This is a genomic window from Limibacillus sp. (assembly GCA_037379885.1).
Lineage (GTDB): Bacteria > Pseudomonadota > Alphaproteobacteria > Kiloniellales > CECT-8803 > JARRJC01.
This window is the reverse complement of sequence record JARRJC010000002.1, coordinates 62,766-80,507: the sequence shown is the minus strand read 5'-3', so window position 1 is coordinate 80,507 and position 17,742 is coordinate 62,766. Positions and strand designations below refer to the sequence as shown.

Here is a 17,742-nt window from a genome sequence, read left to right as displayed (position 1 = left end):
GACGATGGAACGCTCCCGCCCGATGGCCGCAAAGGGTCTGTCGGGCGGGGCCGCTTCCCCGTCCGGCAAGAAGCTTTCCATGCGCATGCCGTCTTTCACCTTTCCCAGCCGCCTGCTGACGCCGGTCCTTCTGGCCGGGCTTCTGCTGCTGTCGGCCTGCGAGGGCTACAAGGGCGATATCGCAGCGGTCCAGGGTGCGGAGAGCGCCACCGGCCTGACCAACGCCGAGCTGGTTCAGGAGATCGCGGGCGCGCGCGGCACCTACGACTGGTCCGCCGGGCCCTACGTCGAGGGCAAGGACGAGATCGTGCTGGTCGAGGCGCGCATCGAGAAGACCGACAACAGGGGCGAAGACCACGTCATTCAGCTCCTTTGGGTCCACAACCGGCAGTCCGGCAAGGTCTCAAGCGAGGACGTCGTGATCGACGGCCAGTCGCGCGGCCTGCTCGCCGGGGCCATGGACCTGTTGCTCCTGCAGCTCGAATAGAGGCTTTTTCAAGGGAATACCCACCGGGGATGTCATGAGCGAACTTGACCAACTGCGCGCCGAGCTGACCAAGCGCGCCGAGGAGGCCGAAACCCTCCAGGCGCTGGAGGCCCTGCGCGTCGAGGCGCTCGGCAAGAAGGGGCTGATCACCCAGCAGATGAAGTCGCTCGGCCAGCTCGATCCCGACGAGCGGCGCGAGCGCGGCCAGGCCCTCAACCGCCTGAAGGACGAGATCGCGGAGGCCATCGAGGCCCGCAAGGAGGGGCTGGAGAGCGCCGAGTTGGACGCCCGCCTCGCGCGCGAGACCATCGACGTCACCCTGCCGGCCCGGCCTGGCGAACTGGGCCGCATCCACCCGATCAGCCGCACGGTGGACGAACTGGTGGCGATCTTCGGCGAGATGGGCTTTTCGGTCGCGACCGGGCCGCACATCGAAGACGATTTCCACAACTTCACGGCCCTCAACATCCCCGAGGAGCACCCCGCGCGTCAGGACCACGACACCTTCTACCTGAAGCCGCGCGAAGACGGCACGCGTCAGGTCCTGCGGACCCACACCTCGCCGGTGCAGATCCGCACCATGCAGAAGACCACGCCGCCGATCCGCATCATCGCGCCGGGCCGCACCTTCCGTTCCGACTCCGACGCCACCCACAGCCCGATGTTCCATCAGGTCGAGGGGCTGGTGATCGACGAGAAGGCCCACATGGGCGAGCTGAAGGGCACGCTGATCGACTTCTGCCGCACCTACTTCGACGTGGAGGATCTGCCGGTCCGTTTCCGGCCCAGCTACTTCCCCTTCACCGAACCCTCCGCCGAGGTCGACATCGGCTGCTCGCGCGACGGCGGGCAACTGAAGATCGGGGCGGGCGCGGATTGGCTGGAGATCCTGGGCTGCGGCATGGTGCACCCCAAGGTGCTGGCCCACTGCGGCATCGATTCCGACAAGTATCAGGGCTTCGCCTTCGGCATGGGGATCGAGCGCATCGCCATGCTGAAGTACGGCATTCCCGATCTGCGCACCTTCTACGAGAGCGATCTGCGCTGGCTGAAGCACTACGGCTTCCTGCCGCTCGACGTTCCCAGTCTGGTGAGGGGGCTCTAGGTCATGAAGTTCACCCTCAACTGGCTGAAGGATCACCTGGAGACCCAGGCGTCCCTGGACGAGATCGTCACCAAGCTTTCCATGATCGGCCTGGAGGTCGAGGGCGTCGAGGACAAGGCCGCCGAACTGGCGCCCTTCACGGTGGCCTACGTCAAGGAAGCCAAGCCCCATCCCGACGCCGACCGGCTGCGCGTCTGCATCGTCGAGACCAAGGAGGGCGATGTGCAGGTGGTCTGCGGCGCGCCCAACGCGCGCACGGGCATGAAGGGCGTCTTCGCGCCCACCGGCACCCACATCCCCGGCACCGGCATCGACCTGAAGAAGGGCGTGATCCGGGGTCAGGAGTCCAACGGCATGCTGGTCTCCGAGCGGGAAATGGGCCTCTCCGACGATCATGAGGGCATCATCGAGCTGCCCGAGGACGCGGTCCTGGGCGAACCCTTCGCCAAGATCGCCGGGCTCGACGATCCCGTGATCGAGATCGCCATCACGCCCAACCGCAGCGACTGCCTGGGCGTGCGCGGCATCGCGCGCGATCTGGCGACCGCCGGTCTCGGGACGCTGAAGCCGCTGAACGCGCCGAAGATCGAGGGCGGCTACGACAGCCCCATCAAGTGGGTCCGTGCCCTGCCGGAGGGCGCCGAGGACGCCTGTCCCTACGTCGCCGGACGTCACTTCAAGGGCGTCAAGAACGGCCCGTCGCCCGCCTGGATGCAGCGCCGCCTGACCGCCATCGGGCTCCGGCCCATCTCGGCGCTGGTGGACATCACCAACTACGTGACCTTCGACCTCGGCCGCCCGCTGCACGTCTTCGACGCGGCCAAGCTGAAGGGCGACCTTTCCATGCGTCTGGCCAAGGAGGGCGAGAGCCTGGAGGCGCTGGACGAGCGGACCTACAAGCTCGACGGCGAGACCGTGGTGATCGCCGACGAGACCGCGGGCACGCTCCAGGGCATCGGCGGCATCATGGGCGGCGAGGAATCCGGCGTCACCGAGGAGACCACGGAGGTCTTCCTGGAGGTGGCGCTCTTCGATCCCGTGCGCGTCGCTACCTCGGGACGGCGTCTGGGCATCCTCTCCGACGCCCGCTATCGTTTCGAGCGCGGCCTGGACCCGCAGTCCGCCGACTGGGGCGTCGAGGTTGCCACCCGCCTGATCCAGGAGCTTTGCGGCGGGGAGGCGAGCCACGCCGTCTCCGCTGGTCAGATCCCCGATACGCGCAAGCGCATCGAACTGCGGCCCGAGCGGGTGAAGACCCTGGGCGGCATCGACCTGCCGGCGTCCGAGCAGAGCCGCATCCTCTCCGACCTCGGCTTCGAGGTGAGCGAGGAGGGCGGCAAGATCGTCGCGCTCAGCCCCTCCTGGCGGCCGGACATCGAGCTGGAGCCCTGCCTGGTCGAGGAGATCCTGCGCATTCACGGCTACGACGAGATTCCCATCGTCGCGCTGGAGCGCGAGACCGACCTGCCGCAGCCTGCGCTCAGCCTGACCGGGCGGCGCATCGGCCATGCGCGCAGCGCGCTCGCCTTCCGCGGCCTGAACGAGACGGTCACCTTCTCCTTCCTCTCCTCCAAGCTGGCGCGGGTCTTCCAGCCGGTGCCGGAAAAGCTGCTGCTCGACAACCCCATCTCCGCCGACCTGGACGCCATGCGCCCGACCCTGATCGCCAATCTGGTCGAGGCGGCGGCGCGCAACAGCGACCGGGGCTATCCCGACCTGGCTTTCTTCGAGGTCGGCGCGGACTACCACGACGACGGCCCGGACGGGCAGCGCGAGGTGATCGCGGGCCTGCGCGCGGGCGCCGGCGTGCCGCGCCACTGGTCGGAAAAGACGCGGCCCCTGGACGCCTTCGACGCCAAGGGCGATGCGCTCGCAGCGCTGGAGGCGGTCGGCGCGCCGGTCGACAACCTTCAGGTCTCGAGCGATGCGCCCGGCTGGTACCATCCGGGCCGCTCGGGCCAGCTGCGCCTGGGCCCCAAGGTCCTGGCCAGCTTCGGCGAGCTTCACCCCAAGGTGCTGAAGGCCGTCGAGCTGCGCGGCCCGGCGGTCGGCTTCGAGCTCTACCTGGACGAGGTGCCGGTGCCCAAGTCCAAGGGCACCCTGCGCCCGGCGCTGGAGGCCTCGGCCTTCCAGCCGGTCAAGCGCGACTTCGCCTTCATCGTCGACGCCGAACTGCCCGCCGACAAGCTGGTTCGCGCCGCCAAGGCCGCCGAGAAACTGCTGATCGTCCAGGTGCAGGTCTTCGACCTCTACCAGGGCCAGGGCGTGCCGGAAGGCAAGAAGTCGCTGGCCATCGAAGTCACCCTGCAACCCCGCGAAAAGACCCTCACCGACGCCGAGATCGAGGCGGTGGCAAAGAAGGTCGTCGAACAGGTCGAAAAGGCCACCGGCGGAACGCTGAGGGGTTAGGCGGCGCTTTGCCGCCGAAACCCTACTTCCCCTTCACCAGCAACTTCAGCGCCCGGTCCGCGGCGTTCTCGGCGGCCTCTCCGGGGGTTTGCAGGAAGGGGTCGGTCATCAGGAGGGCGTAGGCGAGGCGGGCGCGGGCGGCGGCTTCCTTCTTGCCCGCGCCGCTCTCCGCAAAGGCGTGTTCCAGGACCGAGAGGCGCTGGGCGTCGATGGTGGCGACCACCTTGGCGGTGCGCTTGTCGCGGCGGGCCCAGAGGCGCAGGCCCGCTTCGCCGCCCAGGCGCGGGGCGAGCCAGGACAGGAGGCCGCGCAGCTTGGCTTTCGGCTTGCCGCTGTCCGCCTCTCCGCCGTGCAGCGCTGCCGTCAGGCCCTCGCTCTCGCGCCGCTCCCACATCTCCAGCACAGCCTTCATCAGCGCCTCGCGATCGGCGAAGTGCCAGTAGAAGCTGCCCTTGGTGATCTTCAGGCGGCGCGCCAGCACCTCGACCCGCAGCGCCTCGTCGCCTGCCTCTGAAAGGAAGGCCCAGGCGCCCTCGATCCAGGCCTCGCGGCTGACCAGGGGCTTGCGGCCCGGGCGCTTGCGCGCTGTCTCGGTCTCTTGCGGCGGCTGGGTTTGGCTCATGGGCTTAGGGCTTTCGCTCTGGCAGGGCAGAGGAGAGGGTGGCCCAGCGCGCGCAGCGAGCGCAAGAAAAAGGGCGCGGCGCCCCGAAAAGAAAGCGGCCCCCCGCTCTAGGGGGGAAGCGGCGGGCCGATCGATATTGCCAATCCATCACGGGGGGGATGAATGGTCCAGGAAGCTTGGCGTTTTTCTGTCTTATTTTCTTTTACGCAGCCGCGCGCGAGTCGGTTCACCGGAGGAGTCGATTTTTCCCCGTCCGCGCCGCGCCGGCAGGGCTTTCAAGCCGGGCTTTCCGCGCTATCTATCCAGCGAGGCCGGGAGCCTTTGTTTTCTCTGGCATTTGGGCCCCATTGGCCCTAGAAAGCCGCTCATGACCGACCTGAAGCACATCCGGAATTTCGCGATCATCGCCCATATCGACCACGGCAAGTCGACCATGGCCGACCGCTTGATCCAGCGCTGCGAAGCCGTCTCCATGCGCGAGCTGCGAGAGCAGATGCTCGACTCCATGGATATCGAGCGCGAGCGCGGCATCACCATCAAGGCGCAGACCGTTCGCCTGACCTACAAGGCGCGCAACGGCGAGACCTATGTCCTGAACCTGATCGACACGCCGGGCCACGTGGACTTCTCCTACGAGGTCTCGCGCAGCCTCAAGGCCTGCGAGGGCTCGATCCTGCTGGTCGACGCCAGTCAGGGTGTCGAGGCCCAGACGCTGGCCAACGTCTATCTGGCCATCGACCACAACCACGAGATCATCCCGGTGCTCAACAAGATCGACCTGCCGGCCGCCGAGCCCGAGCGGGTGATGGAGCAGATCGAGGAGGTGATCGGCCTGGACGCGACCGACGCCATCGCCATCTCCGCCAAGACCGGCCAGGGGATCGAGGACGTGCTGGAGGCGCTGATCGAGCGCCTGCCGCCGCCCCAGGGCGACGCCGATGCGCCCTTGAAGGCGCTGGTGGTCGATTCCTGGTACGACGTCTATCTGGGCGTGGTCTCCCTGGTGCGGGTCATGGAGGGCGTCATCAAGCCCGGCATGAAGGTGCGCTTCATGGGCACGCGCGCGCTCCACGACGCGCAGGAGGTCGGCATCTTCGCGCCCGCGCGCAAGAAGGTGACACAGCTCGGCCCAGGCGAGATGGGCTACGTCGTCGCCGGCATCAAGGACATTCAGGAGGCCAAGGTCGGCGACACCATCACCGACGAGCGCCGCCCGACCGACAAGCCCCTGACGGGCTTTCAGCCCTCCGTGCCCGTGGTCTTCTGCGGCCTCTTCCCGGTCGACGCCAGCGACTACGAGGAGCTGCGCGAGGCGCTGGGCAAGCTGGCGCTCAACGATTCCTCCTTCTTCTACGAGCCGGAGAGCTCGGCGGCGCTGGGCTTCGGCTTCCGCTGCGGTTTCCTGGGGCTGCTGCACCTGGAGATCGTGCAGGAACGCCTGGAGCGCGAGTTCGATCTGGAACTGATCACCACCGCGCCGAGCGTGGTCTACAAGCTCTCCATGACCGACGGCACGCAGCGCGAGCTGCACAACCCGGTCGACATGCCCGAAGTGACCCGCATCCGCAGCATCGAGGAGCCCTGGATCCGCGCGACCATCCTGGTGCCCGACGATTACCTGGGATCGGTCTTGAAGCTCTGCGAGGACCGGCGCGGTGAACAGGTCGAGCTGACCTACGCCGGGTCGCGGGCCATGGTGGTCTACAAGCTGCCGCTGAACGAGGTGGTCTACGACTTCTACGACCGCTTGAAGTCGGTCACCTCGGGCTACGCCTCCTTCGACTATCACCTGGAGGAGTACCGCGAAGGCGACCTGGTCAAGGTGTCGGTCATGGTGAACCAGGAACCGGTGGAGGCGCTCTCCATCATGGTCCACCGCAGTCAGGCAGAAACCCGCGGGCGCGCGCTCTGCCTTCGCCTCAAGGACCTGATCCCGCGCCAGCTCTTCAAGATCGCGATCCAGGCCGCCATCGGCGGCAAGGTGATCGCGCGCGAGACCGTCTCGGCCCTGCGCAAGGACGTCACCGCCAAGTGCTACGGCGGCGACATCACGCGAAAGCGCAAGCTCCTGGAAAAGCAGAAGGCCGGCAAGAAGCGCATGCGTCAGGTCGGCAACGTGGAGATCCCGCAGTCCGCCTTCCTGGCGGCGCTGAAGATGGACAACTCCTGAGGAAGCGCTTCTAGCGGCGCAGGCGGTGACGCTTCTCGCGCTTGCGGACGAAGGTCGAGAGCAGCAGCAGGACCAGTCCGGGAAGCGCCAGCACGAAGACGGCCGGCAGTTCCAGGATGGGGAAGATGGTCTCGTGCCAGAGGTCCGGGTCCAGGTTCCGCTCAATCCCGGCCTGCAGCATGTTGAGGCTGCCCGGATGGAGCTGGAACCAGAGTTGGCCGAGCGGGGAGAACTGCTGGTCGCTGGGCGGCGCGAAGCCCCCCAGGTCGTAGATCAGCGCCGCCAAGGCGCCCAGCAGGAGCAACAGCCCCAACAGGCGCAGCAGGTTCTTGATGAGCATCATGGCCTCGGTCCTTCGCGGTCCCCTGGTGAAGCCCTCTCTCAAGGGCGCACTATAGGGCATGGCGCGCGGCCTGTTGAGGGTGAATTCCCAAGGCCGCCGCTCAGCCGCTAAAAACCGCGTTCTAGACGTTGCAATGCCCGGCGCGCTCGGCTAGTTTCCTCCGCGCTTCGGCAGGCGCTGACCGCGCCCCCGTCCGGGGATCAAGGAGAGGTGGCCGAGTGGCTTAAGGCGCACGCCTGGAACGCGTGTGGGCGGGAAACCGCCTCGTGGGTTCGAATCCCACCCTCTCCGCCATCCGCTTCAACCTGCCGTGTTCCTACACCTCGACGCCCGCGAGGCGGAAGCTTTCGAGCCAGTGCTCCGCGTCGGCCGGGTCGGCGCAGGAGCGGGCTTCCGAGCGTGCGAAGCGTTCGGCCGAGAAGCTTGGCGGGATGGAGCGCACCACGTCGCGGGCTTCCTCCGTCCTGCCGAGACGCGCGAGGTTGGCGGCCTCGCACAGCTGGAGATAGTGCGGGGGATCCAGGATGGGGCGCAGCGCTTCCAGACTGCCTTGGTAGTCTCTGACGATGTGCCGCGCGTCCACCATCGCGCAGATGTAGCCTGGCGTGGGCCGGGGTTCCAGCGCCAGCCCCTGCTCGAGAGCCGCCAGCCCGGCGACCTTGTCGCCGCCGCAGCAAACTTGAATGAGGCCATTGATCACCAGAATCTCGCTGTCGCGCGCGCTCACCTTCTCGGCAGCCTCGGCGTGCTTCAGCGCAGCCTTGGGATCGCCGATCAGAAGGAAGGTCATGGCTGCCCGCTGCAAGACGAAGGGATCAGTGTTGTCCAGGCTCAAGGAGCGTTCCATGTGCTCGCGCGCGCGTTCGATCGTCTCCTCCTCGTCCAGATCGAGCGTCTGACTGAAGAGGTTATAGGCATAGAAATACCCGACGTAGGCCTGCGCGCGGGCATAGCCGTCGTCGGCTTGAATCGCTTCCAACACCAGCTTCAGCGCCCCGGCTTCATCGCCCGCCCGCCAGGCTCTCCGGCCCTTGAGAAAAAGCGAGTAGGCGCTTTTGGAGGTGGTGGGGTCGCGTTCGCGCTGACGCCAGACCGCCTCGTCCAGATCGAAGGTCAACTGCACGATGAGCCGCTGAACGATCTCGTCCTGGAGGGCGAAGACATCCTCGACTTCGCGCTGCATGCGGTCGCCCCAGACGTGTTCGCCGCTGATCGCGTCGATCAGGCGGATCGTGACCCGCATGGAGTTGCCCAGAACCCGCAGGCTGCCGTCCAGAATGAAATTGGCGCCGGTCTCCCGGTGGATCCTGCCCGGATCGGCATCGCGCTCCGCGTAGTTGGAGGAGATGCGGTGCCCAATGACCAAGAGGTGCTTGTGGCGCGCAAGCTCGGTGATGAGGTCCTCGGCCAAGCCGTCGCAGAAGTAGTCGAAGCTCGCGTCCCCTGAGAGGTTCTTGAAGGGCAGAATGGCGATTGACGGCGTCCGCCTCTCCGGTGTGGCGGAAGGTTTTTCCTTTGGGGCGTTCGCAGCGCCGGCCGGATCGATCCGATAGACGCGCAGCGGATCGGCGATGTTCTTGAACTCCTTCATGCCGAGGTCGATGAAATCCACCGGGAGCTTGTTCCGCGCCTGCCGGTAGACGTCCTCTGAAACGCAGAGGGAGTCCGGGTCCGCGATCCCTTCCAGCCGCGCGGCCAGATTGACGCCGTCGCCGTAGATGTCCGAGCCCTCGATGATGATGTCGCCGATGTGGATGCCGATGCGCAGCCTGATGCGGCGCTCCTCGGCGCAACCGGGTTCGAAGGCCGCCAGATTCCTCAGGATCGTGAGCGCGGATTCGATGGCCTCCACCACGCTCGGGAACTCGGCCAGCAGACCGTCGCCGGTCAGCTTCACGACGCGTCCGCCCCGCTCCCGGATCGACGGATCGACGATCGTCGAACGCAGCCTCTTCAGGCGCTCCAGCGTGCCGGCTTCCTCCAGGCCCATGAGCCTGCTGAACCCGACCACGTCGGCGGCAAGTATCGCGGCAAGTCGGCGTTTCACCTTGGACGCTCCCTAATCCCCTGCAAGCTTAGGGCACCCCATCCGGAGGGTCCATCTTCGCTCTCCAGGCGACGAGCGGCGCAGATTTGCCGGGGCAAGGCGGGAGGCGTAGACTTTTCCGGCCTGGCAGGAGCGGCCGCGACGGTGAAGCTCCCCCTCATCCCGGCCGCAAGAACGGGAGGAGACAAGGATGGCCGAAGTTCACTACAGCACCACGATCGCCGCGCCGGCGGAGCCGGTCTGGCGCATGATCCGGGCTTTCTCGGGCTTGGAGACCTTCTTTTCCGTCTTCGCGAGTTCGACCACTCAAGGAGAGGGCGAGGGCGCGACCCGGGTCTTGCGCCTTCCGGACGGCGGAGAGTTCCACGAACGGCTGGAGTCTCTCGACGACGGCGCGCGCAGGCTCGTCTACAAGACCCTGAAATCGCCCCTGCCCATCGAGAACTACGTGGGGACCGTGACGGTGGAGGACGCCGGCGGCGGCTGCTCCAAGGTCTCCTGGTCCTGCCGCTTCGATGCGAGCCCGGAGGTCGAGGCCTCCATGAAGGAGATGTTCGAGAGCGCCTACGCCGACGGCATCCGGGGGCTGGAGAGGCTCAATAGAGGGTCCTGACGGCGCAGAGCGCCACGGATTCCAGTGCGCCCGGAGAGGGTCTTGGGTGCGGTCAGCCGAATTTGCTTGTTTAGAATAATTCTAATTATTATCTTCATGAGCAACAGGCGCGCCGGAGCCCTCCGGCCTCGAATTTGAAAACGCACTTTACCTTGGAGAGGAAAGCGACATGGACGGAGACAGCAAGATGGGCAAATGCCCGGTCATGCACGGCGGCAGCACCAGCGTCGCCAGCGATGTGATGGACTGGTGGCCCAATGCCCTGAAGCTCGACATTCTTCATCAGCACGACAGCAAGACCGACCCGATGGGCAAGGACTTCGACTATCGCGAAGAGGTGAAGAAGCTCGATGTCCCGGCCCTCAAGAAGGACCTCCACGCGCTTATGACCGACAGTCAGGACTGGTGGCCCGCCGACTGGGGCCACTACGGCGGCCTGATGATCCGCATGGCCTGGCACGCCGCCGGTTCCTACCGTCTGGCCGATGGCCGCGGCGGCGGCGGCACGGGCAATCAGCGTTTCGCGCCCCTGAACTCCTGGCCCGACAACGTCAGCCTCGACAAGGCGCGCCGGCTGCTCTGGCCGATCAAGAAGAAGTACGGCAACAAGATCAGCTGGGCCGATCTCATGATTCTGGCGGGCAACATCGCCTATGAGTCCATGGGCCTGAAGACCTTCGGTTTCGGCTTTGGCCGGGAGGACATCTGGCATCCGGAGAAGGACGTCTACTGGGGTTCTGAAAAGGAGTGGCTGGGCCGCGACCGCTACGCCAGCGACGAGGACGCCAGCTCGCTGGAGAACCCTCTGGCCGCCGTGCAGATGGGCCTGATCTACGTGAACCCGGAAGGCGTGGGCGGCAAGCCGGACCCGCTGAAGACGGCCAAGGAAATCCGCGAGACCTTCGCCCGCATGGCGATGGACGACGAGGAGACCGTCGCGCTGACGGCGGGCGGGCACACCGTCGGCAAGTGCCACGGCAACGGCGACGCCAGTCTCCTCGGCCCCGATCCTGAAGCAGCGGACGTCGACCAGCAGGGCTTCGGCTGGAGCAATCCCAACGGCAAGGGCCGGGGCCGCGACACGGTGACCAGCGGCATCGAAGGCGCCTGGACCACCCATCCGACCGTCTTCGACAACGGCTATTTCGAGCTGCTCTTCAAGTATGACTGGGAGCTGCGCAAGAGCCCGGCCGGCGCGTCCCAGTATGAGCCGGTCGGCATCGCCGAAGAGGACAAGCCGGTCGATGTGGAGGACCCCTCGATCCGCCTCAACCCCATCATGACCGACGCCGACATGGCGATGAAGATGGACCCGGTCTACCGCGAGATTTCCCTGCGCTTCAAAGCGGACCCCGAAGCCTTCCGCGAGGCTTTCTCGCGCGCCTGGTTCAAGCTGACCCACCGCGACATGGGGCCCAAGGTCCGCTACCTCGGCCCCGACGTGCCCGAGGAGGACCTGATCTGGCAGGACCCGGTCCCCGCCGGTCCGACCGATTACGACGTCGCGGCCGTGAAGGCGAAGATCGCCGAGAGCGGCCTCTCGATCGCGGAGATGGTGGCGACCGCCTGGGACAGCGCCCGGACCTACCGCGGGTCGGACATGCGCGGCGGCGCCAACGGCGCACGCATCCGTCTGGCTCCGCAGAAGGACTGGGAGGGCAACGAGCCCGAGCGTCTGGCGAAGGTGCTGTCGGTGCTGGAGCCCATCGCCTCTGAGGCCGGGGCCAGCATCGCCGACGTCATCGTGCTTGCGGGCAACCTCGGCGTGGAACAGGCGGCCAAGGCGGCCGGTCACGACATCGAGGTGCCCTTCGCGCCGGGCCGGGGCGACGCCACGGAGGAGATGACCGACGCCGAGTCCTTCGAGGTGCTGGAGCCGATCCACGACGGCTACCGCAACTGGCTGAAGCAGGACTACGCGGTGAAGCCCGAGGAGCTGATGCTCGACCGCACCCAGCTCATGGGCCTGACCGCTCCCGAAATGACCGCGCTGGTCGGCGGCCTGCGCGTGATCGGCGCCAACCACGGCGGCAGCGAGCAGGGCGTCTTCACCTCTCGCAAGGGCGCCCTGACCAACGACTTCTTCGTGAACCTCACCGACATGGCCTACGAATGGAAGCCGGCCTCGGGCGGCGCCTACGAGATCCGCGACCGCAAGACCGGCGAGGTCAAGTGGACGGCGAGCCGCATCGACCTGGTGTTCGGCTCGAACTCGATCCTCAGGTCCTATGCCGAGGTCTACGCCCAGGACGACAGCGAGGCGAAGTTCGTCGCCGACTTCGTTGCGGCCTGGACCAAGGTGATGAACGCGGATCGTTTCGATCTCGCCTAAGGACCCCCTTTAGGGATCCCCGGACCCGCCGGGTCCGACCCTATACCGGAAACGGCGCTGCAGTCCTCTTGCAGCGCCGTTTTCTTTGTCAAAGAGAAAGAGAGCCTTTCGGCGCCCGCCGGGCCGCCTAACGCGGCAGGAGTTGCCGGAGCTCGCGCAGTTCCCGGATCAGCTTGTCGCTCTTCTCCAGGGTCGCTTCAAGCTCGCTGCGAACCTCCTCGGAAAGCGGCTCATCCTCCAGGAATTCGAGAAAGGTCACGATCGCCTGAACGGATCCGTTGGCGTCATGCAGCAGGCGGGAAATCTGTTCAGAGTCGGTCATCGGGCCCATCCAATCCGGCTTCTTGAAGAGCGGCGCGCCAGAGAACCTAGCATTGCTTCCCCGCGCCTCAAGACCGCAATACGCCTGGGCCGGGTCATCCGGCGTTTCACGGCTGCTTACTCGGGAAGAGCTGGCGGGGATCTCTTATTGCCGCTCTATGGTAGACTCCTTCTGGAAACATGGGAGGGATCGGGTTTGCCCGACGTTGAGGAGTTTCTCAGCGGCCTGGGGCTGGAAGCCTATGGCGAGGCCTTCGCTGAGAACGCGATCGACAGCGATACCCTGCTGGAGTTGACCGACCGGGACCTGAAGGACCTGGGCGTGGCCGCGCTCGGGCACCGCAAGAAGATTCTGAAAGCTCTGGAGGAACTTCGCGCCGCCCCGGGGGAAACCGCGCCGGCGCAAAGCAGCGGGCACAAGCGGCAACTGACCCTGGTCTTCGCCGATCTTGTGGCCTCCACCGAGCTGTCGCAAAGCCTGGGGCTGGAAGCCTACCGCGCCACGCTGCGCCGCTATCAGGACTGGGCCAGAACGGCGATCGAGGGGGAGGGTGGCTACGTCGCCAAGTACCTGGGCGACGGCGTCCTGGCCTATTTCGGCTACCCCAAGGCCAACGAGGACGACCCGCTCCGCGCGGTCCGCGCATCCCTCAGCCTCATCAGAAGCGTCATGACCGCTGACCCGCCTCTGGCGGTCAGGATCGGGGTCGAGACGGGCCTCGTCGTGGTCGGCGACATCATCGGCGAGGCGGCCTCTCAGGAGCACACCGTGGTGGGAGAGACGCCGAACCTCGCCGCCCGTCTACAGGCCATCGCTCCCTCCAACAGTCTGGTGATCGGTCCGCGAACCTTCCGGCTGGTCGAAAGGCAGGTCGCGAGCGAGGCCCTCGGCCCACAGCGCCTCAAGGGTTTTTCCGAGGAGGTGGCGGCCTGGAAAGTCACCGGTCTCGCCGACGCCAAGAAGGGTTTGGAAAGCGGCGGGATCGACGAGCAGACCCCGCTGATCGGCCGCCGCCGGGAACTGGGCCTGCTCGCCGCCGCCTTTTCGCGCACCCAGCTGGGCGAGCCCGTCGCCGTCCAGGTCAGAGGCGAGGCCGGGATCGGGAAATCCCGGCTGGTCGCCGAATTCCTGGGGCAGATCGAGGGGCGGGCGAAGCTCCTTCACGGGCACTGCGCCTCGAACGCCACCTCGACCGCTTTCTATCCCTTCGTCGACCTTCTGCGCCGCGAGTACCTGGGCGGCGCGGGGGCAGCGGAAGCCGGCGAAACGGATACCGGAGCGGTGGTGGAACGGATGCTGCGCGACGGCTTGGATGAGAGCGAGGAGATCCCCTATCTGCTGAGGCTGCTCGATCTGGACCATCCGGCCCGCGCGGCGGTGCGGCCCGACCTTGTCGGCCGCCGCAGTGAGGATGCGCTCGTCAAGCACTTCCTGGGGCTGGGCCGTCTGGCGCCCACCATCCTTTTCATCAACGACCTGCATTGGATCGACGAGCGCTCTCAGGCGCTGCTGCTGCGCTTGGTGGCCGACCCTAACCGCAAGGGCCTGTTGCTGCTGATGACGGCGCGGCGGCGCTACGCCTCTCCCTGGCCGGAGGGGGGCGGCGTGGAACTGCTCGACCTGGAGCCGCTGCTGGCGGACGAGGGTCTCATGATCCTGAACGCGCAGTTGAGCGGCGCAGCTGCGGAGGACGAGAAAGCGCTGCGCGAGATCGTGGAGCGCGCAGGCGGCAACCCGCTGTTCCTGGAAGCGCTGGGCCAGCACCTGGGCGGGCAGCGCGCGCGGCGGCCGGACGAGGAGGCGGGCGTTCCCGACACGCTTGCCGGCCTCCTGATGCAGAGGGTCGACAGCCTCTCGCAGGCGGCCCGCTCGCTGGCCGAGTTGGCCTCCGTCGCGGGCCGCCGCTTCGACGGCGGCTTGATCCTGGAATCCAATGAGGACCGCGCGCTGATGGCGGAGTTGGAGCGGGCGCGGCTGATCCATCACGACCCGCAGACGCCGGGCTTCTACCGCTTCCACCACGCGCTGCTGCAAGATGCGATCTACGCGAGCCTTCTGAAGGAGAACCGCGAGCAGCTTCACCGGCGTCTCGGCGAGCGTCTGGCCGCCGGCTACGAAGGGCGCGAGCAGGAGGTGGCCTCCGAACTTGCCCGCCACTTCGAGGAGGGCGGCGCGCCGCGCCTCGCCAGCCGCTACGCGCATCTCGCGGGCCAGCGGGCGCTGGAGTTCTTCGCGCTGAAGGATGCGGAGACCTGGTTCTCGCGCTGCATCGAACTGCTGCCCGAACAGGGGGAGCGCGAGGAGGAGATTTTACGCGCCAGCTCCATCGTCAACCTCTCCCAGGTGCGCTGCTGGAACCTGGACTTTCCGGGCATGGTCTCCCTGGCGCAGAACAACCTCGCTGCCATCCGCGCGCTGGGGGAGATCGAGGAGGTCTCCTTCGCGCTCACCTGGATCGGCGAGGGCTACATGCACGCCGGCCGTCTCGACGAGGCGCGCGAAACCCTGGGCAAGGCGCTCGCCATCGCAGAAGGCCTGGAGGTGGAGAAGGCGGCCGGCTACGCGCGCGGCGAGCTGCTCTGGCTCGACAGCATCTGCGGAGAGGCCGCGACGCCCGAGACCTTCGATGCGCGCTGCCGCAGCCTGATGGCGCTGGGCGGGGAGCTGTCGGAGAACTACCTGATGCTGCTGGGCCTCTATCCGCAGTGGGCCGCTGCGACCCAGCGGGGGGAGATCGGAAAGGCCCGGCGCCTGGCGCTGGAGCTGATCGAGTTCGGCCGCTCTTCGGCCTATCCGCCAGCGGCCTGCTGGGGCTCCTGCCTGCTGGCCGATTCCGAGGCCCGGATCGGTAACGCGGCGGAAGCGCTGAAGGCCTGCGCCGAGGGGCGCGAGGCCGCCGCCTGCGGCTTCGACGACATGATGGCGCGGCTGTCCCAGGGGATGACGCTCTGCGCCGTGGGCCAGCGGCAGGAGGGGCTTGCGCTGCTGCGCGAGGCGCCCTGGCGCAGCGACCGCATCGGCGCGCTCTTCTTCGCCTATGCCGGCGACGCCGCCTATGGCCGCGCGCTGGCCGAGGAAGGGGAGGTGGAGCGCGCGCGGGCCTGGCTGAAGGAGGGGGTTGCCCACTTCGAAGAGAGCGGCAACCGCCGCGCCGCTTGCTTCGCCCGCCTGGAACTGCTGCGCGCGGGCCTGCTGGACGGGGCGGAGGAAAAGTGCGGCGCGCGCGGATTCTGGGGCCGGTGGCGCGGTGCGAGGCAGGAGAGGCCGCCGGCCTTCGAGCAGGTCTTCGAGCGGCTGTTCGAGGATCTGCGGCGCGAGGCGGCGGCGCTCGACATGCGCGGCCTGCTCGCCGAAGCGCAATTGCTCCACGCCCGCCACGCCCGGCGGCAGGGCGACAACGCCGCCGCCGCCGCCGCGCTGGAGGAGGCGGGCAAGACCGTGGCCGGGCTCGACTGGCTGCGCTTGGAGCAGACCATCAACGCCGAACGCCGCGCGCTCATGGACGGGACCTAGCGGACAGGACCTAGCGGACAGGACCTAGCGGACAGGACCTGAAGCGCCTCGCCTTCAAGTACGGCGGGAAGCGCGCGCTGTTCCGTTTCTATGTCTAGGAGGAAGCCACGGAGACCGACCGGGAGAACGCGGAAATAGTCGCCCTCAACTTCTCCAGCAGCCTCGTTAGGGGCTTGGAAGCCGTCGACATCGAATTCGCCGTGACCGATGAACCGCTCGGCTATCTGAACACCTTGGACGCCCGGGTCTATCGACGGTGGGAGCCGGTGGACTAGCCAGTTGCGGTGCCTGATGGACGAGCACGCGAGGGCGCGCCAAGACCGCCTTGTTCACCCCGCCGGGGTCACCCTCAGGACCGCCGCGCCATCTTCGTCGAGGAGCAGGTAGATCGCGCCGTCGGGGCCGACCTCGACGTCGCGGAGGCGCTGGCCCAGGCCTTCAAGCAGGCGCTCCTCGCCGGTCACTTCGCCGTCCTCCATATCCAGGCGCACCAAGAGGCGGTATTTGAGCGCGGTGACCAGCAGGTCGCCCTGCCAGGCCGGGAAGAGATCGCCGTCATAGAAGGTGGCGTCGCCCGGCGCGATGGAGGGGTCCCAGTAGTAGACCGGCTGCTCCATGCCCTCCTTCTCCGTGCCGACGCCGATCTGGCCGCCGGAATAGTGCCGCCCGTAGGAGATCACCGGCCAGCCGTAGTTGCGGCCGGGCAGGGGGCGGTTCACCTCGTCGCCGCCGCGCGCGCCGTGCTCGATGGTCCAGAGCTCGCGGGTCTCAGGGTGCAGGGCCGCGCCCTGCGGGTTGCGGTGGCCGAAGGACCAGATCTCCGGCCGGTAGCCCGCGCGCCCGACGAAGGGATTGTCCGCCGGGATCGAGCCGTCCGGGTTGATGCGCACCACCTGTCCCCGGTTGACGCCGGGGTCCTGCGCGCGCTCCCGCTCGCCGCGATCGCCCAGGGTGACGAAGAGCGCGCCGTCCGCCCCGAAGACCAGACGCGAGCCGAAGTGCCGCCCGCCGGAGGTCTTGGGCTGCATGCGGAAGATCACCTGAAGGCCGTCCAGCGCCAGCGCCTCGCGGTTCAGGCGCGCGCGGGCGACCGCCGTGCCCGCGCCGCCGTCGCCCGCCTCGGCGTAGGAGAGGTAGATCAGCCGGTTCTCCGAAAAGGCCGGGTCGAGCGCCACGTCGAGCAGCCCGCCCTGGCCCGAGGCGTAGACCCTCGGCAGGCCCGTGATCGGCTCGCTGAGCCGGACCCCCTCGGCCCCGCCTGCCGCGCCCTCCAGGATGCGCAGCCGTCCGGGCCGCTCGGTCACCAGCAGCGCGCCGTCCGGCAGGAAGGTCATGCCCCAGGGATGGTCGAGTTCGCCTGGCAAGCGCTCGACGGTCAGCGCATAGTCCCGGCTTTCAAACTCCTGGGCCGCTGCGGGTACCGGGACTGCCAGGACAAGGGACAGCAGCAGGAGGGCGGGAAGGAGGGTGGCTTCTCGGGTCATCGGGCTCTTGTCTCCGTCGTCATGGCCGAATCTTGCGGGCGGGGCCGCTCTCCTCACGAAGATGGGGCCGCAAGGCCTTGAAGGCAAAGGCGCAGCCGCCTGAGCGCGAACTGTGGAAAATTAATATTTCTTAAAAAACAGTAAAGACTGTTATGATCGACCCGACAAAAGGGGACGACCTTCGTTTCGAGGAGGTCACAATGCCGCCACGCAGAAACCGCGTCTACATGCCGAAGGAAACGGTCTTTGCCTATCTGGCCTTCGCCGCCGCGACGGCTGGGTTCCTTTGGATCGT

At 67.3% G+C, this 17,742-nt stretch carries 12 protein-coding genes and 1 tRNA gene; 8 read left to right on the top strand and 5 right to left on the bottom strand.

The features are described 5' to 3' along the window. The first annotated feature begins 4 nt into the window (after window positions 1–4). The 3 genes from P8X75_01045 to pheT are packed head-to-tail and all read left to right on the top strand — an operon-like array spanning window position 5 to window position 4,001. Window positions 5–487 (top strand): hypothetical protein, encoded by a 483-nt coding sequence (locus P8X75_01045; protein MEJ1993784.1) that lies wholly within the window; start codon window positions 5–7, stop codon window positions 485–487. Between the two features lie 34 nt (window positions 488–521). After that, a complete protein-coding gene (gene pheS, locus P8X75_01040; GenBank protein ID MEJ1993783.1) occupies window positions 522–1,592 on the top strand; it encodes a phenylalanine--tRNA ligase subunit alpha in 1,071 nt (356 codons plus the stop codon). A gap of 3 nt (window positions 1,593–1,595) precedes the next feature. Further along, complete coding sequence (pheT, locus tag P8X75_01035; protein ID MEJ1993782.1) at window positions 1,596–4,001, top strand: phenylalanine--tRNA ligase subunit beta; 2,406 nt, start codon at window positions 1,596–1,598, stop codon at window positions 3,999–4,001. A gap of 22 nt (window positions 4,002–4,023) precedes the next feature. On the opposite strand, the gene P8X75_01030 is transcribed toward pheT, so the two are convergent. Beyond that, complete coding sequence (locus P8X75_01030; GenBank protein ID MEJ1993781.1) at window positions 4,024–4,623, bottom strand: TetR/AcrR family transcriptional regulator; 600 nt, start codon at window positions 4,621–4,623, stop codon at window positions 4,024–4,026. A gap of 367 nt (window positions 4,624–4,990) precedes the next feature. Between P8X75_01030 and lepA the strand changes: the two genes are divergently transcribed. Next, the gene (gene lepA / locus P8X75_01025; protein MEJ1993780.1) at window positions 4,991–6,793 is read left to right on the top strand and encodes a translation elongation factor 4; all 1,803 of its coding nucleotides are present in this window, start codon (window positions 4,991–4,993) and stop codon (window positions 6,791–6,793) included. 10 nt (window positions 6,794–6,803) lie between these two features. Here the strand turns inward: lepA and P8X75_01020 are convergent, their stop codons facing one another. Continuing rightward, window positions 6,804–7,136 carry a hypothetical protein gene (locus P8X75_01020; GenBank protein ID MEJ1993779.1) on the bottom strand — a complete coding sequence of 111 codons (333 nt, stop codon included), beginning with the start codon at window positions 7,134–7,136 and terminating at the stop codon, window positions 6,804–6,806. Between the two features lie 204 nt (window positions 7,137–7,340). On the opposite strand from P8X75_01020, the gene P8X75_01015 reads away from it, so the two are divergent. Further along, window positions 7,341–7,430 (top strand) — tRNA-Ser (locus P8X75_01015). Window positions 7,431–7,452: 22 nt separating this feature from the next. Here P8X75_01015 and P8X75_01010 read toward each other — a convergent pair. Beyond that, on the bottom strand, window positions 7,453–9,183 hold the full coding sequence (locus tag P8X75_01010) for an adenylate/guanylate cyclase domain-containing protein (protein MEJ1993778.1): 1,731 nt from the start codon (window positions 9,181–9,183) through the stop codon (window positions 7,453–7,455). A 190-nt stretch (window positions 9,184–9,373) separates the two neighbouring features. Between P8X75_01010 and P8X75_01005 the strand changes: the two genes are divergently transcribed. Beyond that, window positions 9,374–9,796, top strand: coding sequence for an SRPBCC family protein (locus P8X75_01005; GenBank protein ID MEJ1993777.1), 423 nt, complete (start codon window positions 9,374–9,376; stop codon window positions 9,794–9,796). A gap of 169 nt (window positions 9,797–9,965) precedes the next feature. Next, window positions 9,966–12,128: a catalase/peroxidase HPI gene (gene katG, locus P8X75_01000; protein ID MEJ1993776.1), complete on the top strand. Its 2,163-nt coding sequence runs from the start codon at window positions 9,966–9,968 to the stop codon at window positions 12,126–12,128. A gap of 127 nt (window positions 12,129–12,255) precedes the next feature. Here the strand turns inward: katG and P8X75_00995 are convergent, their stop codons facing one another. Further along, entirely contained in the window at window positions 12,256–12,450 is a 195-nt protein-coding gene (locus P8X75_00995) for a hypothetical protein (protein MEJ1993775.1), read from the bottom strand. 195 nt (window positions 12,451–12,645) lie between these two features. Here P8X75_00995 and P8X75_00990 point away from each other — a divergent pair, with 195 nt between their 5' ends. Beyond that, a complete protein-coding gene (locus tag P8X75_00990; protein MEJ1993774.1) occupies window positions 12,646–15,963 on the top strand; it encodes an AAA family ATPase in 3,318 nt (1,105 codons plus the stop codon). Between the two features lie 329 nt (window positions 15,964–16,292). On the opposite strand, the gene P8X75_00985 is transcribed toward P8X75_00990, so the two are convergent. Further along, window positions 16,293–17,447, bottom strand: coding sequence for a PQQ-dependent sugar dehydrogenase (locus P8X75_00985; GenBank protein MEJ1993773.1), 1,155 nt, complete (start codon window positions 17,445–17,447; stop codon window positions 16,293–16,295). Window positions 17,448–17,742 lie beyond the last annotated feature (295 nt).

Bases quoted from the DNA above. Each gene is read 5' to 3' on its own strand.
- P8X75_01045 (MEJ1993784.1), top strand. From the start codon at position 5: ATGGAACGCTCCCGCCCGATGGCCGCAAAGGGTCTGTCGGGCGGGGCC.
- pheS (MEJ1993783.1), top strand. From the start codon at position 522: ATGAGCGAACTTGACCAACTGCGCGCCGAGCTGACCAAGCGCGCCGAG.
- pheT (MEJ1993782.1), top strand. From the start codon at position 1,596: ATGAAGTTCACCCTCAACTGGCTGAAGGATCACCTGGAGACCCAGGCG.
- P8X75_01030 (MEJ1993781.1), bottom strand. From the start codon at position 4,623: ATGAGCCAAACCCAGCCGCCGCAAGAGACCGAGACAGCGCGCAAGCGC.
- lepA (MEJ1993780.1), top strand. From the start codon at position 4,991: ATGACCGACCTGAAGCACATCCGGAATTTCGCGATCATCGCCCATATC.
- P8X75_01020 (MEJ1993779.1), bottom strand. From the start codon at position 7,136: ATGATGCTCATCAAGAACCTGCTGCGCCTGTTGGGGCTGTTGCTCCTG.
- P8X75_01005 (MEJ1993777.1), top strand. From the start codon at position 9,374: ATGGCCGAAGTTCACTACAGCACCACGATCGCCGCGCCGGCGGAGCCG.
- katG (MEJ1993776.1), top strand. From the start codon at position 9,966: ATGGACGGAGACAGCAAGATGGGCAAATGCCCGGTCATGCACGGCGGC.
- P8X75_00995 (MEJ1993775.1), bottom strand. From the start codon at position 12,450: ATGACCGACTCTGAACAGATTTCCCGCCTGCTGCATGACGCCAACGGA.
- P8X75_00985 (MEJ1993773.1), bottom strand. From the start codon at position 17,447: ATGACCCGAGAAGCCACCCTCCTTCCCGCCCTCCTGCTGCTGTCCCTT.